Origin of the sequence: Citrobacter sp. RHBSTW-01013 (genome assembly GCF_013781985.1) — a bacterium.
Lineage (GTDB): Bacteria > Pseudomonadota > Gammaproteobacteria > Enterobacterales > Enterobacteriaceae > Citrobacter > Citrobacter braakii.
Map to the genome: position 1 here is coordinate 555,095 of NZ_CP056185.1, position 21,989 is coordinate 577,083.

A 21,989-nucleotide genomic window follows, 5' to 3' on the forward strand; every position below is an offset into this window, starting at 1 on the left:
TGCCATTGGGTTGTTATGCTTCATCCAGTCCACCTTCGGTGTCCGTGATGATTTGATACAACTCCTGGTCACTCTGTGCTGCGCGCAGGCGGCGGCAGATGGTTTTATCGGCCAGACGTTTGGCGACCAGCGACAACGTATGCAAATGCGTCTTGGTTTGGTCTGCCGGAACCAGCAGGGCGAAAAGCAGATCGACGGGCTGATTATCAATGGCGTCGAAAGCAATAGGCGTTTCAAGTTGCACAAACACGCCAACTGCGCGCATCGTGTCTTCTTCCAGCTTTCCGTGCGGGATAGCAATTCCATTACCGATGCCGGTACTGCCCATTTTTTCACGCGTCAGAATGGCTTCAAATACCACCTGAGAGGGCAAGCTGAGCTGTTTTGCCGCCAGTTCGCTGATGATTTCCAGCGCGCGTTTCTTGCTTTGGCAGTGAACGCCAGCGCGTGTACATTCCTGGTTAAGAACATTGCTCAGTTGTAGAGTCGTATCGTTATTTGTCATAATTTCACCTAAGCGCTAACTGTACAAATGGCCCGTTGTGCGACACAACAGGCCGTCCTGCACCCGCTAACTGCCCGGACAAGTTAGTGCTGTTTCAGTTTATCTTTATGTTTTGTTAACTGCCGAGCCAGTTTATCAATTAAACCGTCAATGGCGGCGTACATATCCTGACCTTCCGCGCTGGCATGAATTTCGCCACCGTTCACATGCAGTGTTGCGTCCGAGATATGTGTCACCTTCTCCACTTTCAACACAATATAGACCTGATTAATCCGGTCGAAATATTGTTCTAGCTTGGCGAATTTTGTATTAACAAAATCGCGTAAGGCTTCAGTGATTTCGACGTTGTTTCCAGTGATGTTGAGCTGCATAGTGTCTTCCTTATCGGTTGGGTCAGACCAGCTGTTTGCGCTGGTTCGACGGCGGAATGGATAAAGACTCTCGGTACTTCGCAACAGTGCGGCGTGCCACCATGATACCCTGTTCTGACAGCATAGAGGTTAACTTGCTGTCACTCAGCGGTTTCGCGGGGTTTTCCGCAGCAATTAATTTCTTCACCAGTGCACGTATAGCTGTGGATGAGGCTTCGCCTCCGCCTTCAGTGTTAACGTGACTGGAAAAGAAATACTTCAATTCAAAAATGCCGCGCGGACTGTGCAGATACTTTTGCGTGGTCACTCGGGAAATGGTCGATTCGTGCATCTCGACGGCCTGGGCGATATCCGCCAGCACCATCGGTTTCATAAACTCTTCGCCTTGATCAAAGAAGGCTTGCTGCTGTTCAACGATACAGCGACTGACGCGCAGCAGCGTATCATTGCGACTTTCCAGGCTTTTAATCAGCCACTTTGCATCCTGCAGATTGCTACGAATAAACTGGCTGTCAGCGTCGTTGCGCGCGCTGTTGCACATGGCGGCGTAGTGCTGGTTAATCTGCAACCGTGGAATGCTGTCGCCGTTGAGTTCGACCACCCAGCGATCGTTATGCTTACGCACCAGTACATCCGGAATAACGTATTCTGGCTCCCCGGTCTGGATAGACTGCCCAGGTCTGGGGTCCAGGGACTGAATAAGATTGACGGCTTCTTTCAGCACATCTTCTTTCAGCCGGGTTACGCGCATCAGCGTGCGGAAGTCATGGTTGGCTAACAGATCGAGGTGATCGCTGATGATCAGGCGCGCTTCTTCCAGCCACGGCGTGGCTTTATCAAACTGGGAAAGTTGGATCAATAAGCAGTCGCGGAGATCTTTGGCCGCCACGCCCACGGGATCAAAACGCTGAATGCGTTTAAGCACGGCTTCGATTTCGTCCATGCCGACGTCGTCATCGCCCATGCTTTCGAGAATATCGTCCAGGGTTACGGTGAGATAACCGGTTTCGTCTACCGCATCAACAATGGATGTCGCAATTGCGCGATCGGTATCCGAGAACGGGGTCAGCTCCACTTGCCACATCAGGTAATCCTGCAGCGATTGCGTGGTCTCACCCTGATACACAGGCAGTTCGTCGTCGATGTAATCCCCGCTGGTGCCAGAAGGCGTACCGGCGGTGTAAATTTCATCCCAACTGGCGTCAAGCGGCAGCTCCTCTGGCATCTCTTTTTGTTCGAGAGCATCTGCGGTGTCGAGGGATTCGCTGTCCTGTTTTTCCTGGGTATCAATTTCGTCGTGAAGATCGGTTTGCTCGAGCAGTGGATTACTTTCCAGCGCTTGCTGAAGTTCTTGCTGAAGTTCCAGCGTGGACAGCTGCAACAGACGGATAGCCTGTTGTAGCTGAGGCGTCATCGCCAGTTGTTGGCTAAGCCTGAGTTGCAAACCTTGCTTCATGTTCAGAGTTGTTCTCTCCTGCGGTGACGTGAAGTCTTCTACCCTATCAGAGTCTGAAGTCTTCCCCAAGGTATACGCGTTTAACGTGCTCATCCTGCAGTATTTCTGTTGGCGTGCCATGCGCGATCAGGTGGCCCTGACTCACGATGTAGGCGCGCTCACACACTGCCAGCGTTTCGCGAACGTTATGGTCGGTAATCAGCACCCCAAGCCCGCTGTCGCGCAGGTGTTCGATGATCCGTTTGATATCAATAACGGAAATCGGGTCAACACCGGCAAACGGTTCATCCAGCAGGATAAATTTCGGATTCGCGGCCAGTGCGCGGGCGATCTCCACGCGGCGTCGTTCACCACCGGAGAGCGACTGTCCCATGCTGTCACGCAGGTGTTCGATGTGGAACTCTTCCATCAGCTCGTTGGCGCGATCTTCCCGCTGCTCGCTGGTAAGATCGTCACGAATTTGCAGCACCGCCATCAGGTTATCAAACACGCTCAGGCGACGGAAAATAGACGCTTCCTGCGGCAAGTAGCCGATGCCGCGACGCGCGCGCGCATGCAGAGGCAGCAGGCTGATGTCTTCGTCATCAATGATAATGTTGCCCGCATCACGCGGGACAATGCCGACCACCATGTAAAAGGTCGTTGTCTTGCCCGCACCGTTAGGACCGAGCAGACCGACGATCTCCCCGGAGTTGACGGTCAGACTGACATCTTCCACCACACGGCGGCCCTTATAGGCTTTTGCAAGGTTCTTTGCAGTTAATGTTGCCATAACGAATCAGTTACCTTTTTTCTCTGCCGGAGCCTTGTTTTTGTCCTGCAACTGCGACGGTACCAGAACGGTGGTGACGCGTTTGCCTTTATCGCTGAAGGCCTGCATTTTCTGCTCTTTCACCAGATAGGTGATCTTATCGCCCGTGATGTTGCTATCGAGCTGTTCCAGGTAAGCCTTACCGGTGAGAACGACGAAGTCTTTCGCCAGTTCATAATGCATGTGTGAGGCGTGGCCTTTAACCGGTTTACCGTTGTCCTGCATCTGGTAAAAGGTTGCAGGATTACCGTAGCCATCAATGACTTCTTTACCGTCTTCACCGCCAGGGCGGGTCACGACGACTTTATCGGCGTTAATTTTGATGGTGCCCTGAGTCACAATCACGTTGCCAGTAAAGGTCACCACGTTGCCTTGCATATCAAGAGACTGCTGGTCCGACTCAATGTGAATCGGCTGCTCGGTATCGCCGGTAACGGCGAATGCCGGGATGCTGGCGGCCAGAAGTGCGCTGGCAAGCACAAGATTAAGGCTGAGTTTGTTTGTTTTGGATTTCATATGAGGTTCTAACCTTTTCAATCAGCTCGGCGTTCTTGCTGCGTAAGTTGCCGCGCATCTTCAGTCCGCTGGAGTTAAATGTTGTGCCATATAACGTGACGAGATCATCGGAAGTGACGTCTTGTGTCACCAGGTTAATCTGTGCGTTATCGGTCGTAATTCTGCGTAGTTGAGAGTCGGGCACCAGGGCGTTGACCTCAACATGGCCGTACAGATATAGCATCCGATCGTTGGTCAATTTGGCTTTATCAGCCTTGATCGTCCAGGTCGGTACTTTATCCTTATCAAATGTGGTTAATACCGGTTGAGTAAACCACGAAACCGCTTGTTCCGAATAATATTCAACGTTTTGCGCGATCAAGTGATAGCTCAGTGCGCCTTCGGGACTATACACAACGGTATCAGTATGTTCGCTCTTATAGGTTGGCTCGTTGTTATTTACGACGACCTCAGCGGTGTCGTCTTTGTCTGCCAGATTAATACCAATCATCACAAGGACAGCCAGCGACAGTAGAATGATAACCCAACGTCTGGTTTTGCTCATATCGATTGCCCTTTGGCCTCGTCCAGTTTGCCCTGCGCCAGGAGTAATAAATCGCAGACTTCACGTACCGCGCCGCGTCCCCCATCGATGCGGGTGACATAATCGGCCCGCGGGATCAGCAAAGGATGAGCATCCGCCACCGCCACGCTTAATCCCACTTGTGCCATCACCGGCCAGTCGATCAGATCATCGCCAACGTACGCAACATTTTCAGGAGCGATCGCCAGTTTGCTAAGGAGATCGTTAAAGGCGACCAGTTTGTCTGACTGCCCCTGATACAAATGCGTGATCCCCAATGTGGCACAGCGATCTTCTACAAGTTTAGCCTTTCGTCCGGTAATAATGGCAACCTCGATACCGGAAGTGAGCGCACAGCGAATTCCGTAACCATCGCGGACGTTAAAAGCCTTCAGCTCTTCACCGTTGTTGCCCATATAAATCAGACCATCAGACAGTACGCCATCCACATCCAGGATCAGAAAACGGATGTTCTCTGCCCGGGTGATAACGTCTGTGCTGACGGGTCCATAACAGGTCGCAAGCGACGCACCTGCTTTACTCATTTTCTTTATCCTTGAGTTTCTTACACTACACCTGCACGCAGCAGATCATGCATATGTAACACACCAAGTAACCGGTCGCCATCAGCAACCATTACCGAGGTGATATGGCGGGACTGCATTAAGTTCAGGGCATCGACGGCAAGAATGCCCGGACGCACGCGAATGCCGCCAGGGGTCATCACATCGGCAATGCCTAACTGGCGAACATCAACGCCCATATCGAAGACGCGACGTAAATCGCCATCGGTGAAAATACCGTCAATCTTCATGTCATCATCGCAAATGACGGTCATGCCGAGATTTTTACGCGTGATCTCAAGTAAGGCGTCACGCAGGCTGGCGCTTTTAGTCACATGCGGGATCTCATCGCCCGTATGCATAATATCGTTAACGCGCAGTAAAAGCTTACGGCCTAGTGCGCCACCGGGATGAGATAACGCAAAATCTTCCGCGGTAAAGCCACGCGCTTTTAATAATGCCACGGCTAGCGCATCGCCCATCACCAGCGTTGCGGTCGTGCTGCTGGTCGGCGCCAGGCCTAACGGGCAAGCTTCCTTGGGCACTTTAACACACAGATGCACATCTGCCGCACGCGCCATGCTGCTTTCCGGACGACCGGTCATGCAGATAAGCGGTACATGAAGACGTTTTAACACCGGGATTAACGCCGCTATCTCATTGGATTCACCGGAGTTAGAGATGGCGATGACTACATCCTGCGGCGAGACCATGCCCAGATCGCCATGTGCGGCTTCGCCTGGATGCACGAAAAATGAGGGGGTGCCGGTGCTGGCAAATGTGGCCGCCATTTTCCGCCCGATATGTCCAGATTTCCCCATCCCCATCACCACAACTTTGCCCGGGCAACTGAATATTTTCTCGCAGGCGAGAGTAAAATTTTGGTTGATGTACTGATCAAGCTCCGCCAGGCCTTCACGTTCAATTGCCAGGACTTCCTTGCCTGCTTGCTGAAAGTCAAAACCCGGTTGCAACTCTAAGTGCGACATAATGCGTTTCCAGTTATCCAACGAGAAGTGGCGATAACCAATACAGCATCGCCAGCCATATGATAAAACCGCCGGTCAGCAGCGCACCCGCGCCGCGACCAATCTGGCGCGGACGTCGCCAGCAGAGTAGTGCAAAAATTACGCTCACCAGCAGCATGACGCTATAGTCACGGGTGAAGGCCATCGGATTGACCTCACCCGGCGTAATCAGCGCCGGCAGTCCGAGGACGATAACAATATTAAAAATGTTCGCGCCGATGATGTTGCCGACGGCAATATCGTTTTCACCTTTACGCAGACCCGCAATTGCCGTTGCCAGCTCCGGCAGGCTGGTACCAATGGCGACAACCGTCAGCCCGATGGTGAGTTCGCTCATGGCGAAGTAGTTCGCCAGTACGGTTGCGTTATCTACCACCATACGCGTTGCCATTGGCATAATAATTAGCGCAATACCCAACCACAAAAAGGCGACCGGTAACCCGCCTTCGCGCGGCAGTTCCGCGATCTGCTCGCGGGTCAGGCTGTCGTTACCTTGTCGCTCTGCCAGACGGGCGATTTTAACAATGAATAACAGCCATAGCACGGCCAGAAGCAGAAGAAAGAAACCATCGCTGCGACTCAATTGCCCGTCATACAGGACCGATGCGGCTAAGATGCTTACCAGCAACATTAGCGGTAATTCACGACGCAGAACATCAGAATGCACGGTAAAAGGATGAATCAGCGCCGACAGGCCTAAAATAAGCAGAATGTTGGTAATGTTAGAGCCGATGGCGGTACCGACGGCTAAATCAAGCTGCCCGTTCATCGATGCGGCAACGGAGACAATTATCTCGGGTAACGATGTACCAATGCTGACCACGGTCATCCCGATGATAATGGGGGGAATACCGAAGTTTCGACATAAAATGGATGCGGCAAATACCAGTCGGTCGGCACCGTAGACCACCAGAAGTAAACCAATTATTAACAGCGCCGTCGCTAAAAGCATCTAAAGTCCTTTCTTCAGGTATACTCGCCGGTCCACTTGAAGGATTTCTGGAAGCCGTCACGAATTCTTAATTTTGACTTTATGCGGCTAAAAAGTAAAACAAATGCCAGCTTTCGCTAACCAGGACAGGTAATAATCTGTAAATATGTTGGGTTCAGGGCTAAATTGAGCGCCAAGCTCTTCGATCAACGAGGCAATAGTAAAGGATGAATCAATGGGTCAGTCTGTGGCGAATCTAATCGATATGCGCGATGTCAGCTTTTCCCGAGGCGACCGCTGCATCTTTGATAATATTTCCCTGACGGTGCCGCGTGGTAAGGTGACGGCGATCATGGGGCCATCAGGCATCGGCAAAACGACGCTGTTGCGTCTGATCGGCGGACAAATCTCCCCCGATAAGGGCGAGATCCTGTTTGACGGCGAAAATGTCCCGGCCATGTCCCGTTCGCGTTTATTTACCGTGCGTAAGCGCATGAGCATGCTATTCCAGTCTGGTGCGCTGTTTACTGATATGAATGTGTTTGACAACGTTGCATACCCGTTGCGCGAGCATACAACACTGCCTGCGCCGCTGCTGAAAAGCACGGTAATGATGAAGCTCGAGGCCGTTGGCCTGCGGGGCGCGGCAAAATTAATGCCTTCTGAATTATCCGGTGGGATGGCGCGTCGTGCCGCGTTAGCACGTGCTATCGCGCTGGAGCCAGACCTTATTATGTTTGATGAGCCGTTCGTCGGCCAGGATCCCATCACCATGGGCGTGCTGGTGAAGCTGATTTCTGAACTGAACAGCGCGCTGGGCGTCACCTGCGTGGTGGTTTCCCATGATGTGCCAGAAGTGCTGAGTATTGCGGATTACGCCTATATTATGGCGGACAAAAAAATAGTGGCCTACGGTAGTGCTCAGGCGCTGCAAGAAAATGCCGATCCGCGTGTGCGTCAGTTCCTCGATGGCATTGCCGATGGACCGGTTCCGTTCCGTTACCCGGCGGGCGACTACCACATCGATTTACTCAAAACAGGGAGTTAAGCCACCCATGTTGTTAAATGCGCTGGCATCACTCGGACATCGGGGAATAAAAACCCTCAGGACGTTCGGGCGAGCCGGATTAATGTTGTTCAATGCAGTTGTCGGCAAGCCGGAGTTTCGCAAACATGCGCCGCTGCTGATACGCCAGCTCTATAATGTCGGTGTCTTATCGATGCTGATCATTATTGTTTCTGGCGTGTTCATCGGCATGGTGCTGGGGTTGCAGGGATACCTGGTGCTGACGACCTACAGTGCGGAAACCAGCCTCGGTATGCTGGTGGCGCTGTCATTGCTACGTGAGCTGGGGCCGGTGGTTGCGGCGCTGTTGTTTGCCGGGCGGGCCGGATCGGCCTTAACCGCAGAGATTGGCCTGATGCGGGCGACCGAGCAGCTTTCCAGCCTGGAAATGATGGCCGTCGATCCACTGCGCCGAGTGATCTCCCCACGTTTTTGGGCCGGTGTCATTTCATTGCCGCTGCTGACGATTATATTTGTCGCGGTGGGGATCTGGGGTGGGTCGTTGGTTGGCGTAAGCTGGAAAGGTATTGATGCAGGCTTTTTCTGGTCGGCTATGCAAAATGCCGTCGACTGGCGTCTGGATCTGGTCAACTGTCTGATTAAGAGCGTGGTGTTTGCCATTACGGTCACATGGATTGCATTGTTCAATGGTTATGATGCTATCCCGACCTCTGCCGGTATTAGCCGGGCAACGACACGCACCGTAGTGCACGCCTCTCTTGCCGTTCTGGGGCTGGATTTTGTGCTGACCGCACTGATGTTTGGGAATTGAGTTCATGCAAACGAAAAAAAATGAAATTTGGGTCGGGTTATTCCTGCTGGTTGCGCTGCTGGCCGCGCTGTTTGTCTGCCTGAAGGCGGCGAACGTCACCTCAATGCGTACTGAACCGACTTATACGATTTATGCGACCTTTGATAATATCGGCGGTCTGAGAGAGCGCTCTCCGGTGCGGATTGGCGGGGTCGTGGTAGGACGCGTATCGGACATCTCGTTAGATCAGAAAACGTACCTGCCGCGCGTGACGCTGGAAATTGAATCGCGTTTTAACCATATTCCTGACACCAGTTCTCTGAGCATCCGTACTTCCGGTCTGTTGGGCGAACAGTATCTGGCATTGAACGTAGGTTTTGAAGATCCTGAGCTGGGAACGTCTATCCTCAAAGATGGCGGTACGATTCAGGACACGAAATCTGCGATGGTGCTGGAAGATATGATTGGTCAGTTCCTTTACAACAGCAACAGTAAAGGTGATGACAATAAGAATTCTGGCGATGCGCCAGCCGCAACTGAAGGCAATAATGAAGCCACTACGCCTGCGGGCGCAACGAAATAATCTCAGGAGAATCGACGTATGTTTAAACGATTGATGATGGTGGCTATGCTGGTGATTGCTCCACTTAGCGCGGCAACCGCAGCGGACCAGACGAACCCGTACAAACTGATGGATGAGGCGGCGCAGAAGACGTTTGACCGTCTGAAGAACGAGCAACCTAAAATCCGTTCCAACCCGGATTACCTGCGTCAGGTGGTCGATCAGGAACTGCTGCCTTACGTGCAGGTTAAGTATGCAGGCGCACTGGTACTTGGCCGCTACTACAAAGATGCGACCCCGGCTCAGCGTGACGCCTATTTCGCCGCATTCCGTGAATATCTGAAGCAGGCTTACGGTCAGGCGCTGGCGATGTACCACGGCCAGACCTATCAGATTGCCCCTGAGCAGCCGCTGGGTGATGCGACCATCGTGCCTATCCGCGTAACCATCATCGATCCAAACGGTCGTCCTCCGGTACGTCTGGATTTCCAGTGGCGTAAAAATTCCCAGACGGGTAACTGGCAGGCGTATGACATGATTGCTGAAGGCGTAAGTATGATCACCACCAAACAGAATGAGTGGAGCGACCTGCTGCGTACGAAAGGTATTGATGGCCTGACGGCACAGCTGAAATCTATTTCTCAGCAGAAAATCACGCTGGAAGAGAAAAAATAATGACGCAGTCACTCACCTGGATGCGTGAAGGCGACAAGCTGGTGCTGGTGGGAGAGCTGGATCAGGACGTGTTAAACCCATTATGGGATGCGCGAGTTGAGGCGATGAAAGGGGTATCCTGCATCGACCTGAACCAGATTTCCCGGGTGGATACCGGTGGTCTGGCATTACTGCTGCACCTGATTAATGAGGGCAAGCAGCAGGGGAACAGCGTTTCGCTCGCTGGCGTTAACGATAAAGTGTACACGCTGGCGCAGCTTTACAATTTGCCTGACGACGTTCTTCCGCGTTAATTTTTGTAAGCCGGATAAGGTCTTGTGCCGCCATCCGGCAACTCCTCTGCGGGGGATCTGCCACTAAAGCCTTGTCTGATTTATCAGCGGGGCTTTTTGCTTATTTATGACAGCGCCACTTTGCTCTAAGATGTTGGGCTGTTTTCACTATCTGACGAATGAAGAGCCCATGGAAAATAATGAAATTCAGAGCGTGCTGATGAATGCACTCTCCCTCCAGGAAGTCCACGTTTCTGGCGACGGCAGTCACTTTCAGGTTATTGCCGTGGGTGAGATGTTTGAAGGCATGAGCCGGGTCAAGAAACAGCAATCGGTCTATGGCCCGTTGATGGAGTACATTGCGGACAACCGCATTCATGCCGTGTCGATTAAGGCGTTTACTCCAGCGGAATGGGCGCGCGATCGCAAACTTAACGGTTTTTGAGCTACGGGTGATATGCCGGTAGCGAAGATAAATTCTTAACAGAGAACAGAATAATGGATAAATTTCGTGTTCAGGGGCCAACCAAGCTCCAGGGCGAAGTCACAATTTCAGGCGCTAAAAACGCCGCGCTGCCGATCCTGTTTGCGGCGCTGCTGGCTGAAGAACCTGTAGAGATCCAGAACGTCCCGAAACTGAAGGATGTTGACACCTCAATGAAGCTGCTGAGCCAGTTGGGGGCGAAAGTTGAGCGTAATGGTTCTGTGCACATTGATGCACGTGACGTGAACGTCTTCTGTGCGCCGTACGATCTGGTCAAAACCATGCGTGCATCCATCTGGGCGCTTGGGCCGCTGGTTGCCCGCTTTGGCCAGGGCCAGGTTTCACTGCCGGGCGGCTGCACCATCGGCGCGCGTCCGGTTGACCTGCACATTACTGGTCTGGAGCAGTTAGGCGCGACTATTAAGCTTGAAGAAGGCTATGTGAAAGCGTCCGTTGATGGCCGCCTGAAAGGCGCGCATATCGTCATGGACAAAGTGAGCGTCGGCGCGACGGTCACTATCATGTGCGCAGCAACGCTTGCCGAAGGCACTACCATCATCGAAAACGCCGCGCGTGAGCCGGAGATCGTGGATACCGCGAACTTCCTGATTGCGCTGGGCGCAAAAATCACAGGCCAGGGTACCGATCGTATTACCATCGAAGGCGTTGAGCGCCTCGGCGGCGGTGTGTATCGCGTTCTGCCTGACCGCATCGAAACCGGTACTTTCCTGGTCGCAGCGGCAATTTCTCGCGGCAAAATTATCTGCCGCAATGCACAACCTGACACGCTGGATGCCGTTCTGGCGAAGCTGCGTGATGCGGGAGCGGATATCGAAGTTGGTGACGACTGGGTCAGCCTGGATATGCACGGTAAACGTCCGAAAGCGGTCAATGTGCGCACGGCACCGCACCCGGCGTTCCCTACCGATATGCAGGCCCAGTTCACGTTGCTGAACCTGGTGGCAGAAGGGACGGGTTTCATCACGGAAACCGTGTTTGAGAACCGCTTTATGCACGTGCCTGAGCTGAGCCGTATGGGCGCTCACGCAGAAATCGAAAGCAATACCGTGATTTGCCACGGCGTGGAAACGCTCTCCGGCGCACAGGTTATGGCGACCGATCTGCGCGCATCTGCAAGCCTCGTGCTGGCAGGGTGTATTGCTGAAGGTACGACGGTAGTCGATCGTATTTATCACATCGATCGCGGCTATGAGCGCATCGAAGATAAACTGCGCGCGCTGGGCGCAAACATTGAGCGCGTGAAAGGCGAGTAATCGTCTACGTCTCTTGTAACCCCCAGTTCTGTGAACCGGGGGTTACTACTCATCAGTGTTCATTCAGGATTCTGTTTCTCTTTGCGTCCCCTCATCATCCGCGTTCTGTCGATAAACTCATGTGTTTTTGCATCGTGATAGCGTGACGGCCAAATCACCCACGGGTCGGTTCCCAACGATCGGGCGATAATCAACTCACCTTTTGGCCATGGGCGTGTTAACGCATTGGCCAGCGTTGATGAGCTTAATCCATTTTTACGTGATTCAGCGGCCATTGAGGTCCCTTTCTTGCGCAGTCCGGCGATGATATCGGCCGGATGCCAGTCAATCAGCTTGTTTTCCATAAACTCATCTCTCCTTTGGTTATCGACTTATGGTTCCACGATCGGTTGTGGAGATACTATAACGCCCGGAGAACGAATGTTCTAAAATGTTCATGTAAAGTGTGAGTATATTCAGAATATGCCAAATTTATGCGAAGGTTGCTGGAGAGGGGGACGTGTTTATTGGAATTTATAAAAGCATCCCGTGCAGGGCACGGGATGATGAAAGATGCCGCAGGGTATTAACGGTCGCGCTGTACGGCGATATGCGCCAGACCAATCAGCGCTTCTCTCCACGGCGTATCAGGCAGTACCTGCAGCGCAGCGATGGCCTTATCAGCCTCTTCTTCTGCACGTTGGCGAGTCCACTCCAGGGAACCACAGGCGTTCATCGCTTCCAGAACAGGCTCCAGAAGGTGACGGCCATTACCCTGCTCAATAGCCTGGCGGATCATTTGTGCTTGTTCAGGGGTGCCGTGGCGCATGGCATGCAGCAGCGGCAGCGTTGGTTTGCCCTCGTTGAGGTCATCACCGACGTTTTTACCCAGTTGCTCACCATCCGCGTTGTAATCCAGCAAATCGTCAATTAACTGGAAAGCAGTACCGAGATAACGGCCATAATCCTGCAACCCTTTCTCTTGTTCTTCGCTGCAACCAGCCAGAATGCCAGAGCATTGGGCAGCCGCTTCAAACAAACGCGCGGTCTTACTGTAGATAACGCGCATATAGTTTTCTTCAGTGATGTCCGGGTCGTTGACGTTCATCAACTGTAAGACTTCACCTTCGGCGATGACGTTGACCGCTTTCGACATGACTTCCAGCACTTTCAGCGAACCGAGGCTGGTCATCATCTGAAAAGCGCGGGTATAGATAAAATCGCCGACCAGCACGCTGGCCGCATTGCCAAACGCCGCATTCGCCGTGGCTTTTCCGCGGCGCATGTCGGACTCATCCACAACATCGTCGTGCAACAGGGTCGCGGTGTGGATAAACTCGATGAGGGCTGCAATCGTAACGTGTGCATTTTGCTGGTAGCCAACTGCACGCGCGGCGAGTACGGCGATCATTGGGCGAATGCGTTTTCCGCCGCCGCTAACGATGTAGTACCCCAGTTGATTGATCAGCTGCACGTCGGAATTGAGCTGTTCAAGGATTGTCGCATTGACCCCCGCCATATCTTGCGCGGTTAACTCATTGATTTTTTCTAAATTCATCGCAAAAGCCGGGCTTCTCGCCCCGATTACCTCACTGTATCGGAAGGTAACGTCGGGTTTAGGGTTATAAATATATGCTGATTGTACTGAAAAAACGCCATAGATAAACGTTACCGTACGTGTTGTGTTTTTTTTCTTCATGTATTGACGTAGCACTTGTCAAAGGCTCGCGTTTTGCGTAATATTCGCGCCCTATTGTGAATATTTATAGCGCACTCTGAATCATCAAAAAGGTGTGCGCGGAAGCGGAGTTTTTTATGTACGCGGTTTTCCAAAGTGGTGGTAAACAACACCGAGTAAGCGAAGGTCAGACCGTTCGCCTGGAAAAGCTGGACATCGCAACTGGCGAATCTGTTGAATTCGCAGAAGTTCTGATGATCGCAAACGGTGAAGAAGTCAAAATCGGCGTTCCTTTCGTTGATGGCGGCGTTATCAAAGCTGAAGTTGTTGCTCACGGTCGTGGCGAGAAAGTTAAAATTGTTAAGTTTCGTCGTCGTAAACACTACCGTAAGCAGCAGGGCCATCGTCAGTGGTTCACTGATGTAAAAATCACTGGCATCAGCGCTTAAGTTAAGGGGAGCAGATTAAATGGCACATAAAAAGGCTGGCGGCTCGACTCGTAACGGTCGCGATTCAGAAGCTAAACGTCTGGGCGTAAAACGCTTCGGCGGTGAAACAGTTCTGGCTGGTAGCATCATCGTTCGTCAACGTGGTACTAAATTCCACGCTGGCTCCAACGTTGGTTGCGGCAAAGACCACACTCTGTTTGCTAAAGCAGACGGTAAAGTGAAATTTGAAGTGAAAGGCCCGAAAAACCGTAAATTCATCAGCATCGTTGCTGAATAAGTTTTTCGCGTCACGGTAACGGATAAAAGCCCCGCAACACGTTGCGGGGCTTTTTACATTCGACGGCCGGTAAATACGCTCGTCGCGCCGTGATAACCCGGAAACGAGCCCTTGCAGGGAATACGGCATGAAGCAGCAGGCAGGCATTGGTATTCTGTTAGCACTCACAACGGCAGTATGTTGGGGCGCTTTGCCAATAGCGATGAAGCAAGTGCTGGAGGTGATGGAGCCTCCTACCGTGGTGTTCTACCGTTTTTTAATGGCAAGCATTGGCCTTGGCGCTATTCTTGCGGTTAAAAAAAAGCTCCCTCCGTTGCGTATTTTTCGCAAAGCGCGTTGGCTGATCCTGTTGGCTATCGCTACCGGTGGGTTGTTCGGTAACTTCATTCTGTTTAGTTCATCCTTGCAATATTTGAGCCCAACGGCTTCGCAGGTTATCGGTCAGCTGTCACCGGTTGGTATGATGATTGCCAGCGTCTTTATCCTAAAAGAAAAGATGCGCGGTACGCAGGTGATTGGCGCCATTATGCTTCTGAGCGGTCTGGTTCTGTTTTTTAATACCAGTCTGATCGAAATTTTTACCCGTCTCACCGATTACACCTGGGGCGTTATCTTTGGTGTTGGTGCGGCGATGGTCTGGGTGAGCTATGGGGTCGCGCAAAAGGTGTTATTGCGCCGCCTGGCATCACCGCAGATCCTGTTTTTACTGTACACTTTATGTACGATTGCGTTGTTGCCGTTGGCTAAACCCGGTGTCATCACGCAGCTCAGTGACTGGCAGCTGGCATGCCTTGTATTCTGCGGCCTGAATACGCTGGTAGGATACGGTGCTCTCGCGGAAGCGATGGCGCGTTGGCAGGCGGCACAGGTGAGCGCCATTATTACGCTCACTCCGCTGTTTACGTTGTTATTTTCAGATTTATTATCACTGGCCTGGCCCGATTTCTTCGCCAGACCGATGCTAAACCTATTAGGTTATCTCGGTGCGTTTATCGTGGTTGCGGGCGCGATGTATTCCGCCATTGGTCATCGAATTTGGGGCGGTTTACGTAAGCATGAAACGGTGGTTTCGCAGCCCCGCTCAGGCGAATGATTTACGGAGAGTAAAATGAAGTTTGTTGATGAAGCATCGATTCTGGTCGTTGCAGGTGATGGCGGTAATGGTTGCGTCAGCTTCCGCCGCGAAAAGTACATCCCAAAAGGCGGTCCGGACGGTGGAGACGGTGGTGACGGTGGTGACGTTTGGCTGGAAGCCGACGAAAACCTGAACACGCTGATCGATTACCGTTTTGAAAAATCATTCCGCGCGGAACGTGGACAGAATGGCGCGAGCCGTGATTGCACCGGCAAGCGTGGTAAAGATGTCACGATTAAAGTGCCTGTAGGTACGCGTGTAATCGATCAGGGCACGGGCGAAACCATGGGCGACATGACCAAACACGGTCAGCGTCTGATGGTCGCTAAAGGCGGCTGGCACGGTCTGGGCAACACCCGTTTCAAATCCTCGGTCAACCGTACTCCGCGTCAGAAAACGATGGGTACACCGGGCGATAAACGCGATCTGATGCTGGAGCTGATGCTACTGGCGGACGTGGGGATGCTGGGCATGCCAAACGCCGGTAAATCGACGTTTATCCGTGCGGTGTCCGCGGCGAAGCCGAAAGTCGCTGACTATCCGTTCACCACTCTGGTTCCGAGCCTGGGTGTGGTACGTATGGACAACGAAAAGAGCTTCGTGGTTGCCGACATTCCGGGTCTGATTGAAGGCGCGGCTGAAGGCGCAGGCTTGGGTATCCGCTTCCTGAAACACCTGGAACGCTGCCGCGTACTGCTACACCTCATTGATATCGATCCGATTGACGGTTCCGATCCGGTTGAAAATGCCCGTATCATTATTGGCGAGCTTGAAAAATACAGCCAGGATCTGGCGTCTAAACCGCGTTGGTTAGTGTTCAACAAAATTGATTTGCTGGACAAGGCTGAAGCGGAAGAGAAAGCGAAAGCGATCGCCGAAGCGTTGGGCTGGGAAGGTAAATATTACCTGATCTCCGCCGCCAGCCAGTTGGGCGTGAAGGATCTCTGCTGGGATGTGATGACCTTTATCATCGAGAACCCGATTGTTCAGGCTGAAGAAGCGAAACAGCCAGAGAAAGTCGAGTTCATGTGGGATGATTATCACCGCCAGCAACTCGCTGAAGTCGAAGACGAAGCAGAAGATGACTGGGATGACGATTGGGACGAAGACGACGAAGAAGGCGTTGAGTTCATCTACAAGCGTTAATCACATTAAAAACCCCGGCCATGTTGCCGGGGTTTTGTTTCCAGGTTTCAGAAGGCCGGATTAGGTGCGTTAGCGCTGCCATACGGCAAACATACTCAGTTATTCTGATAAATATCCTTGTATAACCGGCTCTCGAAGCGGACCAGTGGAATACGGCGATTACGCTGATCAGCTGGCTCTACCGCATAACCAGACAGATACTGCACAAATGCCATGCGCTGACCGCTTGCCGTGGTGATGAAGCCTGCCAGGTTATAGACCCCCTGCAGTGAGCCTGTCTTCGCCGATACTTTGCCATCTACGCCAGCCTGATGCAGACCCGCACGGTATTGCAAAGAGCCGTCATGGCCTGCCAGCGGCAGCATGGTGATAAAATTCAGCTCGTTATCGTGCTGAGCGATATATTGCAGCACCTGCATCATGGTCGCTGGGGCAATCAGGTTATGGCGCGAGAGACCAGAACCGTCGGCAATAATGGTGTTGCCGATATCAATACCCGCTTGCTGACGCAGAATCTGGCGTACGGCATCAGAACCTGCTCGCCAGGTACCTGGCACGTTAAATCGTGCATGGCCAATCATACGGAAAACGGTATCGGCAATCATGTTGTCCGATTTTTTCAGCATAATCTTAAGCAGGTCGTGCAGCGGCGCCGACTGCTTACTGGCTACCACGGTCCCCGGCTCGTTGACCAGCGTCTGGCGCAGCAGAGTCCCGCTGTAAGTGATACCGGCTTGTTTTAGCTCATCTTTGATAATCGCCCCGGCATAGCTGGCACCGTCCTGAATAGCGAATGCCAGCGGCAGCGGATCGGCTCGTTGGGGCAGGCATCCGGTCAACGTAAAGCGGTTGAGATCGCCTGGAACCACGTCCAGTTCACAATATTGCGCTTCGGCAGAGCCACGAGCGAGAGTACGCACCTGACTGAACATGGTGACCGGGTAGTAAGATGCCACGCGGATAAAGGCGAGATCGTTAGGTTTTTGCGCGCTATAGAGTGAAACCGAGAAACAGTTACGATCGACAATAGCCGCCGCGGGCGGTGCGCTAAAACACTGCGTCATGTCGTTCCAGGGCCAGCCCGGCGCTTTATCATGGCTGGCGAAAATGGAGGTATCGATCATGACATTTCCGGCAATTTGCGTCACACCTGATTTTTTCAGGGTTGCCACCATATTGCGAATATCCTGACGTTTTAGCGTCGGATCGGCACCAAATCGCGCCACTAAGTCACCTTTCAAAACGCCGCCTTCCACGTTGCCTTTAGTCTCAAGCGTGGTGGTAAAACGAAAGTCAGGCCCGAGCTGAATCAATGCCGCCAGCGCGGTGATCACTTTCTGGGTACTGGCCGGCAGCGCCATCTGCTGGCTATGGTAATCAATAGCAGGAGCAGGTGTGCCAACCTTCTGTACCATAAGGGCGAGGTTGGCCCCGGCAGGGAGCTGATTGATATACTCGTCGACGTTCGCAGCCTGAACGCTGAACGCTATACTGGCAGTCAATCCAATGGTAAATCTGGAAAATCGCATAATCTCGCGCTAACAACCTGGAAACAGGCCGTCATACTACGGCGCAACGCCCCAAAAAGTAAACGATGACCCATAGGGAACTCCAGGGTAAAATGATCATCAAATAGAGAATTGTAGCTGACCTGGGACCCTGAGCCCCGGGTCGGTATTTTTTTGCTTCTGACTCTGGCATGGCGTATGCCAGAGTGGGCTTAGCAGCCGGGGTGAGAGCAGCCGCCCCCTACAGGAATGTTCAAGAGGTATAACAAATGCAAGCTATCCCAATGACCTTACGTGGTGCTGAAAAACTGCGCGAAGAGCTGGATTTTCTGAAATCGGTGCGCCGTCCTGAAATCATTGCCGCTATCGCAGATGCGCGCGAGCATGGCGACCTGAAAGAAAATGCAGAGTATCACGCGGCGCGCGAACAGCAGGGTTTCTGCGAAGGGCGCATTAAAGATATCGAAGCTAAACTGTCCAACGCGCAGGTTATCGACGTCACAAAAATGCCGAACAATGGTCGCGTAGTTTTCGGCGCGACGGTCACCGTGCTGAATCTCGATAACGACGAAGAGCAGACCTGGCGTATTGTCGGCGATGATGAAGCCGATTTTAAACAGAACCTGATTTCGGTGAACTCGCCTATTGCTCGTGGCCTGATCGGTAAAGAACAGGATGACGTGGTGGTTATTAAAACGCCGGGCGGTGAAGTTGAATATGAAGTAACGAAGGTAGAATACCTGTAATTCGCATCTTGGTTAAGATGTTGATACATTGTAAAGAAAGGAAAAAGGCCGCATAGCGGCCTTTTATCAACGAAGAGAGCGTGGCATTTTGCTCTCCTGCTAGCGGAAAATCCCGCGTTTTACACAAACTTCGTGTGCAACTTTGGGATATTCTTAGCGTGGCAGCGAGATTTTACGTTCTTTAGTCGGGCGATACAGTACCAGCGTTTTACCGATGACCTGTACATTGCAGGCGCCGGTTTCGCGTACGATAGCTTCCACGATCAAGGTTTTAGTATCGCGATCTTCCGAGGCGATTTTCACCTTGATAAGTTCATGGTGCTCTAACGCTTGTTCAATCTCGGCCAGTACCCCTTCGGTCAAACCATTGTTGCCAAGCATAACTACAGGCTTGAGCGGATGTGCCAGACCTTTCAGGTGCTGTTTTTGTTTAGTACTCAGATTCATCGTATATTTTTGCTTACGTTGGGATTGAAAACTGGTCATTCTACCGCCATCTCCCATATATCGCCAAATAGCTGTGTAGAAATTTACACCATTGGTTACGATGAACTGCCCTTTGGGAATGTGAAATGACAGGTAAAAAGCGTTCTGCCAGCTCGAGTCGCTGGCTTCAGGAACACTTTAGCGATAAATATGTTCAGCAGGCGCAGAAAAAGGGGTTACGTTCCCGTGCCTGGTTTAAACTTGATGAAATACAGCAAAGTGACAAAATTTTTAAACCGGGGATGACGATTGTTGATCTCGGTGCTGCTCCTGGTGGCTGGTCGCAATATGCGGTTACGCAGATCGGCAACACTGGCCGCATTATCGCTTGCGATCTTTTACCTATGGATCCAATCGTTGGTGTGGACTTCCTTCAGGGCGACTTTCGTGATGAATTAGTTCTGAAAGCGTTACTTGAGCGCGTAGGTGACAGTAAAGTACAAGTTGTCATGTCTGATATGGCGCCAAATATGTGTGGAACACCGGCGGTGGATATTCCCCGGGCCATGTATCTGGTAGAGCTGGCGCTTGGAATGGCTCGTGATGTATTAGCGCCAGGTGGTAGTTTTGTAGTGAAGGTGTTCCAGGGCGAAGGCTTCGATGAGTATCTAAGAGAGATTCGCTCCCTGTTTACGAAGGTCAAAGTTCGTAAGCCGGACTCTTCTCGCGCCCGTTCGCGTGAAGTGTATATTGTAGCGACCGGGCGTAAACCATAACCGGTAGATTTCAAACGAAAGTTTGAAAGAAACTGGATATAGAGTATCCTGACGCTGTTTTTAACACAGTTGTAATATGAGGTTAATCCCTTGAGTGACATGGCGAAAAACCTAATTCTCTGGCTGGTCATTGCCGTTGTGCTGATGTCAGTATTCCAGAGCTTTGGGCCCAGCGAGTCTAATGGCCGTAAGGTTGATTACTCTACCTTCCTGCAAGAGGTCAATCAGGACCAGGTTCGTGAAGCGAAGATCAACGGACGTGAGATTAACGTTACCAAGAAAGATAGTAACCGTTACACGACCTACATTCCGGTTAACGATCCGAAGCTGCTTGATAACCTGCTGACCAAAAACGTCAAGGTTGTTGGTGAACCGCCTGAAGAGCCGAGCCTGCTGGCTTCTATCTTCATTTCCTGGTTCCCAATGCTGCTGCTGATTGGTGTCTGGATCTTCTTCATGCGTCAAATGCAGGGCGGTGGTGGCAAAGGTGCCATGTCGTTCGGCAAGAGCAAAGCGCGCATGCTGACGGAAGATCAGATCAAAACGACTTTTGCGGACGTTGCTGGTTGCGACGAAGCAAAAGAAGAAGTTGCTGAGCTGGTTGAGTATCTGCGCGAACCGAGCCGTTTCCAGAAGCTGGGCGGTAAAATCCCGAAAGGCGTCCTGATGGTCGGTCCTCCGGGTACGGGTAAAACCCTGCTGGCGAAAGCTATCGCAGGTGAAGCGAAGGTTCCTTTCTTCACCATTTCCGGTTCTGATTTCGTAGAAATGTTCGTGGGTGTCGGTGCATCTCGTGTGCGTGACATGTTTGAACAAGCCAAGAAAGCGGCACCGTGCATCATCTTCATCGATGAAATCGACGCCGTAGGCCGCCAGCGTGGTGCAGGTCTGGGCGGTGGTCACGATGAACGTGAGCAGACGCTGAACCAGATGCTGGTTGAGATGGACGGCTTCGAAGGTAACGAAGGCATTATCGTTATCGCGGCAACTAACCGTCCGGACGTTCTTGACCCTGCGCTGCTGCGTCCAGGCCGTTTCGACCGTCAGGTTGTGGTTGGTCTGCCGGATGTCCGCGGTCGTGAACAGATCCTGAAAGTGCATATGCGTCGCGTACCGCTGTCTCCGGATATCGATGCGGCAATCATTGCACGTGGTACGCCTGGCTTCTCCGGTGCAGATCTCGCGAACCTGGTCAACGAAGCGGCGCTGTTTGCAGCTCGTGGCAACAAGCGTGTTGTATCGATGGTTGAGTTCGAGAAAGCGAAAGACAAAATCATGATGGGTGCGGAACGTCGCTCCATGGTGATGACGGAAGCGCAGAAAGAATCTACCGCGTATCACGAAGCAGGCCACGCGATTATCGGTCGCCTGGTACCGGAACACGATCCGGTGCACAAAGTGACGATTATCCCGCGCGGTCGTGCGCTGGGTGTGACCTTCTTCCTGCCTGAAGGCGACGCTATCAGCGCCAGCCGTCAGAAACTGGAAAGTCAGATCTCCACGCTGTACGGCGGTCGTCTGGCGGAAGAGATCATCTACGGTGTTGAACATGTTTCTACCGGTGCGTCGAACGACATTAAAGTCGCGACTAACCTGGCGCGTAACATGGTTACTCAGTGGGGCTTCTCCGAGAAACTCGGTCCGTTGCTGTACGCTGAAGAAGAAGGCGAAGTGTTCCTGGGACGTTCTGTGGCGAAAGCTAAACATATGTCCGATGAAACGGCTCGTATTATCGATCAGGAAGTTAAACTGCTGATTGAGCGTAACTATGACCGTGCGCGTCGTCTGCTGAACGAAAACATGGACATTCTGCACTCGATGAAAGATGCGCTCATGAAATATGAGACCATCGATGCGCCGCAGATTGATGATCTGATGGCTCGCCGCGAGGTACGTCCGCCAGCGGGTTGGGAAGAACCGGGTTCTTCTAACAACAACTCTGGCAGCACCGGCAAGCCGAGCGCGCCACGTCCGGTTGATGAACCGCGTGCGCCGGACTCTGGCACCATGTCAGAGCAACTGGGCGACAAATAAGTTATCGT

27 protein-coding genes are annotated in these 21,989 nt (G+C 52.3%); 14 read left to right on the forward strand and 13 right to left on the reverse strand.

Annotated features, from left to right (window positions below):
- Positions 1-13: 13 nt before the first annotated feature.
- The 9 genes from ptsN to HV350_RS02800 all read right to left on the reverse strand — a co-directional run bounded on the left by ptsN (position 14) and on the right by HV350_RS02800 (position 6,764).
- Positions 14-505, reverse strand: a complete 492-nt coding sequence (gene ptsN / locus HV350_RS02760) for a PTS IIA-like nitrogen regulatory protein PtsN (RefSeq protein ID WP_016154690.1) — start codon at positions 503-505, stop codon at positions 14-16.
- 83 nt (positions 506-588) lie between these two features.
- Positions 589-876: a ribosome hibernation promoting factor gene (hpf, locus tag HV350_RS02765; protein WP_003025078.1), complete on the reverse strand. Its 288-nt coding sequence runs from the start codon at positions 874-876 to the stop codon at positions 589-591.
- 22 nt (positions 877-898) lie between these two features.
- Positions 899-2,332, reverse strand: a complete 1,434-nt coding sequence (gene rpoN, locus HV350_RS02770; RefSeq protein WP_016154689.1) for an RNA polymerase factor sigma-54 — start codon at positions 2,330-2,332, stop codon at positions 899-901.
- Positions 2,333-2,378: 46 nt separating this feature from the next.
- Entirely contained in the window at positions 2,379-3,104 is a 726-nt protein-coding gene (gene lptB / locus HV350_RS02775; protein WP_003025073.1) for an LPS export ABC transporter ATP-binding protein, read from the reverse strand.
- 6 nt (positions 3,105-3,110) lie between these two features.
- Entirely contained in the window at positions 3,111-3,659 is a 549-nt protein-coding gene (gene lptA / locus HV350_RS02780; RefSeq protein WP_016154688.1) for a lipopolysaccharide ABC transporter substrate-binding protein LptA, read from the reverse strand.
- On the reverse strand, positions 3,628-4,203 hold the full coding sequence (gene lptC, locus HV350_RS02785; protein WP_016154687.1) for an LPS export ABC transporter periplasmic protein LptC: 576 nt from the start codon (positions 4,201-4,203) through the stop codon (positions 3,628-3,630). Before lptC ends, lptA begins: the two co-directional genes overlap by 32 nt.
- The gene (gene kdsC / locus HV350_RS02790; protein ID WP_181629742.1) at positions 4,200-4,766 is read right to left on the reverse strand and encodes a 3-deoxy-manno-octulosonate-8-phosphatase KdsC; all 567 of its coding nucleotides are present in this window, start codon (positions 4,764-4,766) and stop codon (positions 4,200-4,202) included. The genes lptC and kdsC overlap by 4 nt, the downstream gene beginning before the upstream one ends.
- Before the next feature lie 20 nt (positions 4,767-4,786).
- Positions 4,787-5,773 carry an arabinose-5-phosphate isomerase KdsD gene (gene kdsD / locus HV350_RS02795; RefSeq protein ID WP_016154685.1) on the reverse strand — a complete coding sequence of 329 codons (987 nt, stop codon included), beginning with the start codon at positions 5,771-5,773 and terminating at the stop codon, positions 4,787-4,789.
- A 13-nt stretch (positions 5,774-5,786) separates the two neighbouring features.
- Positions 5,787-6,764, reverse strand: coding sequence for a calcium/sodium antiporter (locus HV350_RS02800; RefSeq protein WP_016154684.1), 978 nt, complete (start codon positions 6,762-6,764; stop codon positions 5,787-5,789).
- Between the two features lie 214 nt (positions 6,765-6,978).
- Here HV350_RS02800 and mlaF point away from each other — a divergent pair, with 214 nt between their 5' ends.
- The 7 genes from mlaF to murA all read left to right on the forward strand — a co-directional run bounded on the left by mlaF (position 6,979) and on the right by murA (position 11,827).
- Positions 6,979-7,791, forward strand: coding sequence for a phospholipid ABC transporter ATP-binding protein MlaF (gene mlaF, locus HV350_RS02805; RefSeq protein ID WP_016154683.1), 813 nt, complete (start codon positions 6,979-6,981; stop codon positions 7,789-7,791).
- Between the two features lie 7 nt (positions 7,792-7,798).
- On the forward strand, positions 7,799-8,581 hold the full coding sequence (gene mlaE, locus HV350_RS02810; protein WP_003025053.1) for a lipid asymmetry maintenance ABC transporter permease subunit MlaE: 783 nt from the start codon (positions 7,799-7,801) through the stop codon (positions 8,579-8,581).
- A gap of 4 nt (positions 8,582-8,585) precedes the next feature.
- A complete protein-coding gene (mlaD, locus tag HV350_RS02815) occupies positions 8,586-9,143 on the forward strand; it encodes an outer membrane lipid asymmetry maintenance protein MlaD (protein ID WP_016154682.1) in 558 nt (185 codons plus the stop codon).
- Between the two features lie 18 nt (positions 9,144-9,161).
- Positions 9,162-9,797 carry a phospholipid-binding protein MlaC gene (gene mlaC, locus HV350_RS02820; protein WP_016154681.1) on the forward strand — a complete coding sequence of 212 codons (636 nt, stop codon included), beginning with the start codon at positions 9,162-9,164 and terminating at the stop codon, positions 9,795-9,797.
- A complete protein-coding gene (gene mlaB, locus HV350_RS02825; protein WP_016154680.1) occupies positions 9,797-10,090 on the forward strand; it encodes a lipid asymmetry maintenance protein MlaB in 294 nt (97 codons plus the stop codon). Before mlaC ends, mlaB begins: the two co-directional genes overlap by 1 nt.
- A 169-nt stretch (positions 10,091-10,259) precedes the next feature.
- Positions 10,260-10,514, forward strand: a complete 255-nt coding sequence (gene ibaG / locus HV350_RS02830) for a BolA family iron metabolism protein IbaG (protein WP_003025040.1) — start codon at positions 10,260-10,262, stop codon at positions 10,512-10,514.
- Between the two features lie 53 nt (positions 10,515-10,567).
- On the forward strand, positions 10,568-11,827 hold the full coding sequence (murA, locus tag HV350_RS02835) for a UDP-N-acetylglucosamine 1-carboxyvinyltransferase (protein ID WP_181629743.1): 1,260 nt from the start codon (positions 10,568-10,570) through the stop codon (positions 11,825-11,827).
- Between the two features lie 59 nt (positions 11,828-11,886).
- On the opposite strand, the gene sfsB is transcribed toward murA, so the two are convergent.
- On the reverse strand, positions 11,887-12,171 hold the full coding sequence (gene sfsB, locus HV350_RS02840) for a DNA-binding transcriptional regulator SfsB (protein WP_016154679.1): 285 nt from the start codon (positions 12,169-12,171) through the stop codon (positions 11,887-11,889).
- Between the two features lie 221 nt (positions 12,172-12,392).
- On the reverse strand, positions 12,393-13,364 hold the full coding sequence (ispB, locus tag HV350_RS02845) for an octaprenyl diphosphate synthase (protein ID WP_046276012.1): 972 nt from the start codon (positions 13,362-13,364) through the stop codon (positions 12,393-12,395).
- Positions 13,365-13,621: 257 nt separating this feature from the next.
- On the opposite strand from ispB, the gene rplU reads away from it, so the two are divergent.
- The 4 genes from rplU (at position 13,622) to cgtA (ending at position 16,491) form a co-directional block, all read left to right on the forward strand.
- Complete coding sequence (gene rplU / locus HV350_RS02850) at positions 13,622-13,933, forward strand: 50S ribosomal protein L21 (RefSeq protein WP_003025032.1); 312 nt, start codon at positions 13,622-13,624, stop codon at positions 13,931-13,933.
- A 19-nt stretch (positions 13,934-13,952) separates the two neighbouring features.
- Positions 13,953-14,210: a 50S ribosomal protein L27 gene (rpmA, locus tag HV350_RS02855; protein WP_003025030.1), complete on the forward strand. Its 258-nt coding sequence runs from the start codon at positions 13,953-13,955 to the stop codon at positions 14,208-14,210.
- 127 nt (positions 14,211-14,337) lie between these two features.
- Entirely contained in the window at positions 14,338-15,303 is a 966-nt protein-coding gene (locus tag HV350_RS02860) for a DMT family transporter (RefSeq protein ID WP_016154677.1), read from the forward strand.
- A 15-nt stretch (positions 15,304-15,318) separates the two neighbouring features.
- Positions 15,319-16,491: an Obg family GTPase CgtA gene (gene cgtA, locus HV350_RS02865; protein WP_016154676.1), complete on the forward strand. Its 1,173-nt coding sequence runs from the start codon at positions 15,319-15,321 to the stop codon at positions 16,489-16,491.
- A 95-nt stretch (positions 16,492-16,586) separates the two neighbouring features.
- On the opposite strand, the gene dacB is transcribed toward cgtA, so the two are convergent.
- Complete coding sequence (gene dacB, locus HV350_RS02870) at positions 16,587-18,020, reverse strand: serine-type D-Ala-D-Ala carboxypeptidase (protein ID WP_181629746.1); 1,434 nt, start codon at positions 18,018-18,020, stop codon at positions 16,587-16,589.
- A gap of 248 nt (positions 18,021-18,268) precedes the next feature.
- Between dacB and greA the strand changes: the two genes are divergently transcribed.
- On the forward strand, positions 18,269-18,745 hold the full coding sequence (gene greA, locus HV350_RS02875) for a transcription elongation factor GreA (RefSeq protein WP_016154674.1): 477 nt from the start codon (positions 18,269-18,271) through the stop codon (positions 18,743-18,745).
- 153 nt (positions 18,746-18,898) lie between these two features.
- Here greA and yhbY read toward each other — a convergent pair whose 3' ends face one another.
- Positions 18,899-19,192 (reverse strand): ribosome assembly RNA-binding protein YhbY, encoded by a 294-nt coding sequence (yhbY, locus tag HV350_RS02880; protein WP_003025016.1) that lies wholly within the window; start codon positions 19,190-19,192, stop codon positions 18,899-18,901.
- Positions 19,193-19,317: 125 nt separating this feature from the next.
- Here yhbY and rlmE point away from each other — a divergent pair, with 125 nt between their 5' ends.
- On the forward strand, positions 19,318-19,947 hold the full coding sequence (gene rlmE, locus HV350_RS02885) for a 23S rRNA (uridine(2552)-2'-O)-methyltransferase RlmE (RefSeq protein WP_003025015.1): 630 nt from the start codon (positions 19,318-19,320) through the stop codon (positions 19,945-19,947).
- A 99-nt stretch (positions 19,948-20,046) separates the two neighbouring features.
- Positions 20,047-21,981 carry an ATP-dependent zinc metalloprotease FtsH gene (ftsH, locus tag HV350_RS02890; protein WP_019077783.1) on the forward strand — a complete coding sequence of 645 codons (1,935 nt, stop codon included), beginning with the start codon at positions 20,047-20,049 and terminating at the stop codon, positions 21,979-21,981.
- Positions 21,982-21,989: the final 8 nt, after the last annotated feature.